The organism is Methylorubrum podarium, from assembly GCF_022179745.1.
Lineage (GTDB): Bacteria > Pseudomonadota > Alphaproteobacteria > Rhizobiales > Beijerinckiaceae > Methylobacterium > Methylobacterium podarium.
Window position 1 is genome coordinate 1 of the sequence record NZ_BPRD01000084.1, and the last position, 8,786, is coordinate 8,786.

Consider the following 8,786-nt stretch of genomic DNA (forward strand, 5'->3'; position numbering starts at 1 on the left):
CCGACGATCACCACGTCGTAGGCCTCCTGCGGGGCGGCGTCGCGCCATTGCGGGGTCCAGTCCCGCTGGCCGCGCAGGGCCTGCCCCAGGACACTGAACAGGGAATAGCGCATGGGGTGATCCGCTCTTCGCCGAAGGATTCTCGCGTCTGACGCTCCAGAGTTAGCCGACGGCGCAAGCGGCGGGCTTGCATTTCGCGACATGATTCCGGCAGATCGCGCAGAAATGCGTGACGTTGACGAACCGACCGGACGCACCCGACCCGGGCGAAAACCCCCGCGGGCGGAAACCCCCGCGCCGCGGACGGTCGGGTTCGTGCTGGTGCCGGACTTTCCGCTGATGGCCTACACCGCGGCGGTCGAGCCCCTGCGCGCCGCCAACACCCTGTCGGGCTGCGAGCTCTATCGCTGGTGGCACGCCGCGCCCGGCGGAGGGCTGGTGCAGGCCTCGAACGGGCTCGGCATCCTCACCGACGTCACCGTGGGCGCGGAGGGAATCCCCGCCGACCGCGTCTTCGTCTGCGCTGGCGGCAACCCGGCGGCGTTCGACGATTCGTCCCTGTTCGCGTGGCTGCGCGGCCTCGCCCGCCACGGCGTGACCCTCGGCGGCATCTCCGGCGGCCCCTACCTGCTGGCCCGTGCCGGCCTTCTCGCCGGGCGCCGCTGCACGCTGCACTGGGAGCACGTCCCGGCCTTCGAGGAGCGCTACCCCGAGATCGACGTGGTTCGCTCGCTGTTCGAGATCCAGGGCGACCGAATCACCTGCTCCGGCGGCATCGCGGCGCTGGACCTGATGCTCGACCTGATCGGCCGCGACCACGGCGCCGGGCTCGCCGCGGGCGTCAGCGACTGGTTCCTGCACAACCAGATCCGCGAGGGCCTGAGCCCGCAGCGGATGGATCTGCGCCAGCGCTTCGGCGTGCGCGACCCGCGCCTGTTGCGGGTGCTCGCGGCGATGGAGGCGAACCTCGAAACCCCGCTCACCCGCGAGGCCCTGGCCGATCTCGCCCGCGTCTCGGTGCGGCAGCTGGAGCGCCTGTTCCGCGACGGCCTCGGGCGCGGGCTGCACCGGCACTACCTCGCCCTCCGTCTCGACCGGGCGCACCAGCTCGGCCGCGAGAGCGCGCTGAGCCGCGCCGAGATCGCCACCGCGACGGGTTTCGCGAGCGCGGACGAGCTGTCGCGGGCCGAGCGGCGACGGCAGCGGCGGGCGGAGGCTTGAGTGCCGGTCGAGCGATTCGTCCGTCTCACACCGTTGGGCGAGCGGAAGCGAAGCCATCCAGACGGCGCGACCTGTCCGGACAGGTTGCGCCCTAGGTCGCTTCGGCGTCGTCTCGCGATGACGGCGGACGGCTGATGTGAACCGGCGCGTCGCGGCACCCGAGACGGAGCAGCCTCGGCGTGGCCGACCCCGGATCGTTTCATGACAGGAAATTTTCGTGCTTGAAAGTTGACGGCGCCGCAGCACCGTGCGATCACTTTCCCAAGGGAACGAACGGACGGGGCGACGCCGATGTGCGGTATTGTCGGACTATTCCTCAAGAATCCGAAGCTTGAGCCGCAGCTCGGCGCGATGCTGTCCAAGATGCTGGAGACGATGACCGATCGCGGCCCCGACAGCGCGGGCTTCGCGGTCTACGGCTCGGACGGCGTCCCGGGTTCGGCTTCGGTGAAGCTGACCCTGCGCGGCCCCGGCGCGGCGGCCCTGCGCGAGGCGGTCGCGAAGATGGAGACGGCGCTGTCCCTCTCGGCCGACGCGACCGAGCGCGACACCCACACCGTCCTCGCCGTGCCCGCGGAGCGCGAGGACGACATCCGCGCCTGGCTCAAGGCCAACGCCCCCGGCATCGACGTGGTGAGCGCGGGCCGCCGCATGGAGATCTACAAGGAGGTCGGCCTGCCGGCCTCCGTCGCCGAGCGCTTCGCGCTCGAGAACATGTCCGGCACCCACGGCATCGGCCACACCCGCATGGCCACCGAGAGCGCGGTGACGACCAACGGCGCCCACCCGTTCTCGACGGGCACCGACGAGTGCCTCGTCCACAACGGCTCGCTGTCGAACCACAACGACCTGCGCCGCCGCCTCCGGCACGAGGGCCTGAGCTTCGCCACCCAGAACGACACCGAGGTCGCCGCCGGCTACCTCAGCTGGCGCATGCGCGAGGGCGCCTCGCTGAAGCAGGCGCTCGAATCGAGCCTGACCGACCTCGACGGCTTCTTCACCTTCGTGGTCGGCACCGAGAACGGCTTCGCCGTGGTGCGCGATCCGATCGCCTGCAAGCCCGCCGTGATGGCCGAGACCGACGACTACGTCGCCTTCGGCTCCGAGTACCGGGCGCTGGTCGGCCTGCCCGGCATCGACACCGCCCGCGTGTTCGAACCCGAGCCGGCCAAGGTCTACGCGTGGGAGCGCAACAGCGCCGATCACGCCTCCGGGGAGCGCCAGTAATGCCGAGCTTCGACCTGCGATCCGCGCCCCTGCGCGAGCTGAACCGGGCCCTGCACGCCCTGCGGCCCGACACCAACGAGACCCACTGGACCGTCACCGGTCCGGACGGTCGCCACGCCATCGCCGCCGGGCTCGACGCGCCGGTCTCGGTCGAGATCGAGGGCAATGTCGGCTACTATTGCGCCGGCATGAACAAGCTCGCCACCGTTCTCGTCAACGGCAATGCGGGCGTGGGGGTGGCCGAGAACATGATCTCCGGCCTCGTCCACGTGCGGGGCGATGCCAGCCAGTCGGCCGGCGCCACGGCGCATGGCGGCATGCTCATCATCGACGGCAATGCGGGGGCCCGCTGCGGCATCTCGATGAAGGGCGTCGATATCGTCGTGAAGGGCTCGATCGGCCACATGTCGGCCTTCATGGCCCAGGCCGGCACGCTCACCGTGCTCGGCGACGCGGGCGAGGCCCTGGGCGACTCCCTCTACGAGGCGAAGCTCTACGTGCGCGGCTCGGTCAAAAGCCTCGGCGCCGACTGCGTCGAGAAGCCCATGCGCGACGAGCACCTGCGGGAAATCGCCGACAAGCTCGCCGCCGCCGGCCTCGCCGGGGAGGTGAACCCGAGCGAGTTCCGCCGCTACGGCTCGGCCCGCACCCTCTACCACTTCCACGTCGACAACGCCGGAGCCTACTGATGGCCGAGCACCGCAAGGACACGCCGCGCACCAAGCCGCGCCTGTCGGCGACCTTCACCCCCGACGTGATGTCCGAGATCCGCCGCGCCGCGGCGACCGGCATATACGACATCCGCGGCGCCGGCGCGAAGCGCGCGCTGCCCCATTTCGACGACCTCCTGTTCCTCGGCGCCTCGATCAGCCGCTACCCGCTGGAGGGCTACCGCGAGCGCTGCGGCACCGAGGTGGTGCTCGGCTCCCGCTTTGCGAGCAAGCCGATCCACCTGAAGACGCCGGTCACCATCGCCGGCATGAGCTTCGGCTCGCTCTCGGCCAACGCCAAGGAAGCCCTCGGGCGCGGCGCCACCATCGCCGGCACCTCCACCACCACCGGTGACGGCGGCATGACACCGGAGGAGCGCGGCCACTCCAAGACCCTGGTCTACCAGTACCTGCCGTCCCGCTACGGCATGAACCCGGACGACCTGCGCAAGGCCGACGCCATCGAGGTCGTCATCGGCCAGGGCGCCAAGCCCGGCGGCGGCGGCATGCTGCTCGGCCAGAAGATCACCGAGCGCGTCGCCGGCATGCGCTGCCTGCCGCCGGGCGTCGATCAGCGCTCCGCCTGCCGCCACCCGGACTGGACCGGGCCGGACGACCTCGCGATCAAGATCGAGGAGCTGCGCGAGATCACCGATTGGGAGAAGCCGATCTACGTCAAGGTCGGCGCCTCGCGTCCCTATTACGACACCGCGCTGGCGGCCAAGTCCGGCGCCGACGTGGTGGTGCTCGACGGCATGCAGGGCGGCACCGCCGCGACCCAGGACGTGTTCATCGAGCATGTCGGCATCCCGACGCTCGCCGCGATCCGCCCCGCCGTCCAGGCGCTGCAGGATCTCGGCCTCCACCGCAAGGTGCAGCTCGTCGTCTCCGGCGGCATCCGCTCCGGCGCCGACGTGGCCAAGGTGCTGGCACTCGGCGCCGACGCGGTCGCCATCGGCACCGCCGCCCTGATCGCGCTCGGCGACAACGATCCCCGCTGGCAGGCGGAGTACGAGGCGCTCGGCACCACCGCCGGCGCCTACGACGACTGGCACGAGGGCAAGGACCCGGCCGGCATCACGACTCAGGATCCGGAGCTTTCGAAGCGCCTGGATCCGGAACTCGCCGGCCGCCGGCTCGCCAACTACCTCGCGGTGATGACGCTGGAGGCCCAGACCATCGCCCGCGCCTGCGGCAAGAGCCACCTGCACAACCTCGAACCGGAGGATCTGGTGGCGCTCACCATCGAGGCCGCGGCGATGGCGCAGGTGCCGCTCGCCGGCACCAGCTGGATTCCGGGCAAGAACCCGACGGCGTCCGGCATGTGATCTGCGAGGGCCGCTCCCGAGGCGTCGAGGGCGGCCCTGTTTCTTTTGTGGCGATGGGGCCGAACCACCAAGCCGGGAGGATTCTTGCAATGACGCACGAACTCGAAGTCGCCGCCCGGGAACGCGGCATCAAGTACTTCCTCGTCTCCTACACCGACCTGTTCGGCACCCAGCGCGCCAAGCTGGTGCCGGCGGCCGCCATCGCCAGCACCTGCCGCAACGGCGCGGGCTTCGCCGGCTTCGCCACCTGGCTCGACATGAGCCCGGCCGACGCCGACCTCCTGGCCATGCCCGACCCGGAGGGGCTGATCCAGCTGCCCTGGAAGCCGGAGGTCGGCTGGCTGCCCGCCGACCTCGTCATGGGCGGCCAGGCGGTCGAGCAGGGCCCGCGCAACATCCTCAAGCGCCTGATTAAGGAGGCGGCCCGCGAGGGGCTGCAGATGAAGAGCGGCGTCGAGTGCGAGTTCTTCCTGATCACGCCCTGCGGCTCGGAGCCCGCCGACACCGCCGACAAGCAGACCAAGCCCTGCTACGACCAGTCGGCCCTGATGCGCCGCTACGAGGTGATCACCGAGATCTGCGACGCGATGCTGAGTCTGGGCTGGAAGCCCTACCAGAACGACCACGAGGACGCGAACGGCCAGTTCGAGATGAACTGGGACTACGACGACGCCCTGATCACCGCCGACCGGCACGCCTTCTTCAAGTACATGACCCGCTCGATCGCCGAGAAGCACGGCTTCCGCGCGACCTTCATGCCCAAGCCCTTCATGGACCTGACCGGTTCGGGCTGCCACGCCCACGTCTCGCTCTGGCGCGACGGCCAGAACGTCTTCGCCGACCGCTCGGACGAGATCGGCCTGTCGCAGATCGGCTACCACTTCATCGGCGGCCTGATCCACTCCGCCGATGCGCTCGCCGCGCTGACGAATCCGTGCGTGAACTCCTACAAGCGCATCAACGCGCCGCGCACCACCTCGGGGGCGACCTGGGCGCCCAACACCGTGACCTATACGGGCAACAACCGCACCCACATGATCCGCATCCCCGACGGCGGGCGCTTCGAGTTCCGTCTCGCCGACGGGGCGGCCAATCCCTATCTGCTCCAGGCGGGCATCCTCGCCGCCGGCCTCGACGGCATCCGTCAGAAGCGCGATCCGGGCCAGCGCCTCGACATCAACATGTACACCGACGGGCACAGCGTGGAGGGCGTCAAGCGCCTGCCGCTCAACCTGCTCGACGCCCTGCGCGCGCTGGAGGCGAGCCCCGTCCTCAACGAGGCGCTCGGCGCCTTCGTGCCGAGCTACCTCAAGCTCAAGCGCTCGGAATGGGACGATTACTGCCGCCACCTGACCCAGTGGGAGCGCGACACGACCCTCGACTGTTGAGCCCCCGCCCGCGGCCGGGGTAAGGGCAGGGCCGATTGTCCGGACGGAGACCCCCGCCGTGCCCGCCGACCTTCGCGGCCGCTTCCAGGCCCTGTGGACCCGTGCGGTCGGTCCCGTCGGGATCGACGAGGCGTGGCGGGCGCTCGATGCCGGCTACGGCGGGGCCGCGCGCCACTACCACGATTGGCGCCACGTCGCGGCGCTGCTCGACGGGCACGACGCGGTGCGCCCGCACGCGTCCTTCGCCGGCCCGGTCCACGACGCGATCGATCTCGCGATCGTCTTCCACGACGCGATCTACGATCCGGCCCGGCCGGACAACGAGGCGCGCAGCGCCGCCCTGCTGCGAACCTGCGCCGGGACGGCCGCGGATCCGGACCTCCTGTCCCGGTCGGAGGCGATGATCCGCGCGACCGCCGACCACGCGCCGCAGGCCGATCCGGCGGTGCGGCTGATGCTCGACCTCGATCTGGCGATCCTCGGCGCGCCGCGCCCGGACTACGAGACCTACGCCGCGGCGATCCGGCGCGAATACGCCGCCGTGCCCGATCCGGTCTGGCGGGTCGGGCGGGCGCTGGTGCTGGAGCGCTTCCTCGCCCGCCCGCACCTCTATCAGACCGACCTCTTCCGCGAGCGGTTCGAGGCCGGCGCCCGCGCCAACCTCGCGGCGGAGGCGGCGGCGCTGAGGGCCGAACCGGACGGCACGGGTCGCGGGGCGTAGGGGATCGGCGCGATCCGCGGCCGGCGGCTTGCCCGTTCCGGCCCGGCGACCTATCGCTCGCCCCGCCCCGCCGGCACCCGCCGCGGGACAGGGATCCGACCTGCCGATGCGGCTGCTGGGACGCCTCCTGCTCGCGGCCTTCGCCCTGATCCTGGCCATTCCGGCCGGCGCCCTGACGCTCGCCGCCGGGGTGCTCCTCGATCCGAGCTTCCGCGAGACGCTGGGCCGGCTCGGCCTCGTCGGGCTGCTGGCCGGCCTGTCGGATCTCGCGCAGGGCCTTCCGCCGGACATGGCGGCGATGGCCGTGATCCTCTTCGCCCAGGCGCTCGGCCTCCTGCTGATCCTGCCGCCGACGCTCGCCGCGCTCGTCGGCGAGACGCTTCGGTTGCGCTCCCCGGTCTGGTACGGCGGCGCGACGGGCCTCTCCACGGCGCTCCTGCCCTGGCTCGTCCGCGGCGGCCCGCCGCCGGCCGCCGGCTCCGCGGCCGCGGGCGCGGAAGCGCGGCTCGCCGCGATCCTCCTCGCGGCGGGCGCCGTCTCCGGGCTCGTCTACTGGCTGATCGCCGGCCGCAGCGTCGGCACGCGGGCGCCGGACCGCGGCGCGGACGCATTTTAGGGGTGGACAGGCGCCCGCCATCGCTTATGAAAATGGGGTGCTTTTCGAAGCCTTGCCGCTCCGAAAGCACCCTCCGGCTCGAGGGCGCGTCACCGCTCCGCGAGCGGCCGGATGCGGGCGTAGTTCAGTGGTAGAACGTCAGCTTCCCAAGCTGAATGTCGTCGGTTCGATCCCGATCGCCCGCTCCACCTCGACCGCTGAGGCGTCGGCCTTCTCAACGCTCCACCGCCGATCGCGCCTCCATGGTCCAGACGGCGTCCGCGACCGAAGGCACCGCCGACCGAGGGCCGACCCCTCACCCGATCCTGCAGCCGTCTCAGCCCGCTCGGACAGCGCATGAGCCTCATCGGACTTACCTGAGGCCGAGAGAGGCGTTACAGCCAGAAGATGCTGGGGTGGGTCGGCCGAGCGCCGCACCAGGGTTCGGCTCCCATCGAGGCATGTTCCGACATTTTCATATTCCCGCAGCGGTTTCAGTTCGCTAGGTTCGGGAACGAATCACGGACGCGTCAAACAAAATGCTGTCTCAGTTCCTTCGCTCAGCGACTTGGGCGCCAACGATCGCCTTGTCTTGGTTCTGGGGTCTCGGCTTTTTCTATGCGATCCACGTCACCCTGACATATGGATGGCTTGGATTTCTTGCCTTTGCTTTGCCGAACGCGGTTGGCCTCGGCCTCTTTGGTTGGGTCCTCGGCGCACCGGGGCGGAGCGCCGACACCATCGCGGCGACGATCCAGGGACCTTACGCCCTCCTGTTCCTCGCTTGTCAGTTCCTCGCGGTTGCAATCACGCTCTTCGGCTTTGCCGCCTATGCGTGGACCCCCTTGTTCGGGCGGGACACCGTCCTCGGCCTGGTCATGCTCGTCCTCGTGGCCTGCTCGATCGGACACGCGGTCCCCCTTCGCCGCATCAAGATCGTGCATGGCGTCGCCCTGATCCTGGCGGTGTGCGCCGGCTTCGTGGTGCTCGCCGGACTGGAGAGCGGATCCCGTGGGTCCGGGGTTCCGCTGTCGTCCTTCGACGAGCGCTTCTACGGCCTCGCGCTTTCCTCGCTGGTCGGCTTTCTGCTCGGTCCGTGGATGGACGTGCAGCAGTGGCAGCGCGCGGTCGAGATCCGGCGCGAGGGCACGTCCGTCCGGATGGCCTATGCGGCCGGCGCGATCCTCTTTCTCGGCCTGCTGACGATCAACGCCCTGCTCGCTTCCGCTTCGGGCCTCGGTGAGCCGGTCGTCTCGTTCGACGGCTTGCCCGGGGCGTACGCCGCCGTGGCGCAGGCGACCGCGCGCGGTCACCTCGCAGGCGTGACGATCGCCTTCCTGATCTGGACCGTCGTGGCGGCCGCGACCACGATCGACAGCTTCTACGGCGCGACGCGCTGGCTCATGACCGCGATCACGACGCGCAGCAACTCGCCGCTCCTCGCCTTCGTGCCGCCCTCTCTGGTGTCGTCTCCGATCTGGATCCTGCTCGCGGCCTTCACGGCCGCGGTCGTCGCGAACCAGCTCAATCTCTCGCTGATGTACCTGATGGTGCCCTTCGCGACGATCCTCGTCGGAGGGGCACCATCAGGTACAT

Annotated in this window: 7 protein-coding genes, 1 tRNA gene and 1 pseudogene; all 9 read left to right on the forward strand. The window is 70.5% G+C overall.

What is annotated here, in order from left to right:
• Window positions 1-225 precede the first annotated feature (225 nt).
• Window positions 226-1,221 carry a GlxA family transcriptional regulator gene (locus tag MFF42_RS04265; RefSeq protein ID WP_238254649.1) on the forward strand — a complete coding sequence of 332 codons (996 nt, stop codon included), beginning with the start codon at window positions 226-228 and terminating at the stop codon, window positions 1,219-1,221.
• A gap of 291 nt (window positions 1,222-1,512) precedes the next feature.
• Window positions 1,513-2,448 carry a class II glutamine amidotransferase gene (locus tag MFF42_RS04270; protein ID WP_238254650.1) on the forward strand — a complete coding sequence of 312 codons (936 nt, stop codon included), beginning with the start codon at window positions 1,513-1,515 and terminating at the stop codon, window positions 2,446-2,448.
• Window positions 2,448-3,137 carry a GltB/FmdC/FwdC-like GXGXG domain-containing protein gene (locus MFF42_RS04275; protein WP_238254651.1) on the forward strand — a complete coding sequence of 230 codons (690 nt, stop codon included), beginning with the start codon at window positions 2,448-2,450 and terminating at the stop codon, window positions 3,135-3,137. Before MFF42_RS04270 ends, MFF42_RS04275 begins: the two co-directional genes overlap by 1 nt.
• Complete coding sequence (locus MFF42_RS04280; RefSeq protein WP_238254652.1) at window positions 3,137-4,486, forward strand: FMN-binding glutamate synthase family protein; 1,350 nt, start codon at window positions 3,137-3,139, stop codon at window positions 4,484-4,486. The genes MFF42_RS04275 and MFF42_RS04280 overlap by 1 nt, the downstream gene beginning before the upstream one ends.
• Window positions 4,487-4,575: 89 nt before the next feature.
• Window positions 4,576-5,874 (forward strand): type III glutamate--ammonia ligase, encoded by a 1,299-nt coding sequence (glnT, locus tag MFF42_RS04285; protein ID WP_238254653.1) that lies wholly within the window; start codon window positions 4,576-4,578, stop codon window positions 5,872-5,874.
• 58 nt (window positions 5,875-5,932) lie between these two features.
• Complete coding sequence (locus MFF42_RS04290; protein ID WP_238254654.1) at window positions 5,933-6,595, forward strand: HD domain-containing protein; 663 nt, start codon at window positions 5,933-5,935, stop codon at window positions 6,593-6,595.
• A 106-nt stretch (window positions 6,596-6,701) separates the two neighbouring features.
• Window positions 6,702-7,211, forward strand: a complete 510-nt coding sequence (locus MFF42_RS04295; RefSeq protein WP_238254655.1) for a hypothetical protein — start codon at window positions 6,702-6,704, stop codon at window positions 7,209-7,211.
• 113 nt (window positions 7,212-7,324) lie between these two features.
• Window positions 7,325-7,399, forward strand: a tRNA-Gly gene (locus MFF42_RS04300).
• A gap of 378 nt (window positions 7,400-7,777) precedes the next feature.
• Window positions 7,778-8,786, forward strand: a pseudogene (locus MFF42_RS04305) (acyl-CoA thioesterase); the annotation flags it as partial.

Bases quoted from the DNA above. Each gene is read 5' to 3' on its own strand.
- MFF42_RS04265 (WP_238254649.1), top strand. From the start codon at position 226: ATGCGTGACGTTGACGAACCGACCGGACGCACCCGACCCGGGCGAAAA.
- MFF42_RS04270 (WP_238254650.1), top strand. From the start codon at position 1,513: ATGTGCGGTATTGTCGGACTATTCCTCAAGAATCCGAAGCTTGAGCCG.
- MFF42_RS04275 (WP_238254651.1), top strand. From the start codon at position 2,448: ATGCCGAGCTTCGACCTGCGATCCGCGCCCCTGCGCGAGCTGAACCGG.
- MFF42_RS04280 (WP_238254652.1), top strand. From the start codon at position 3,137: ATGGCCGAGCACCGCAAGGACACGCCGCGCACCAAGCCGCGCCTGTCG.
- glnT (WP_238254653.1), top strand. From the start codon at position 4,576: ATGACGCACGAACTCGAAGTCGCCGCCCGGGAACGCGGCATCAAGTAC.
- MFF42_RS04295 (WP_238254655.1), top strand. From the start codon at position 6,702: ATGCGGCTGCTGGGACGCCTCCTGCTCGCGGCCTTCGCCCTGATCCTG.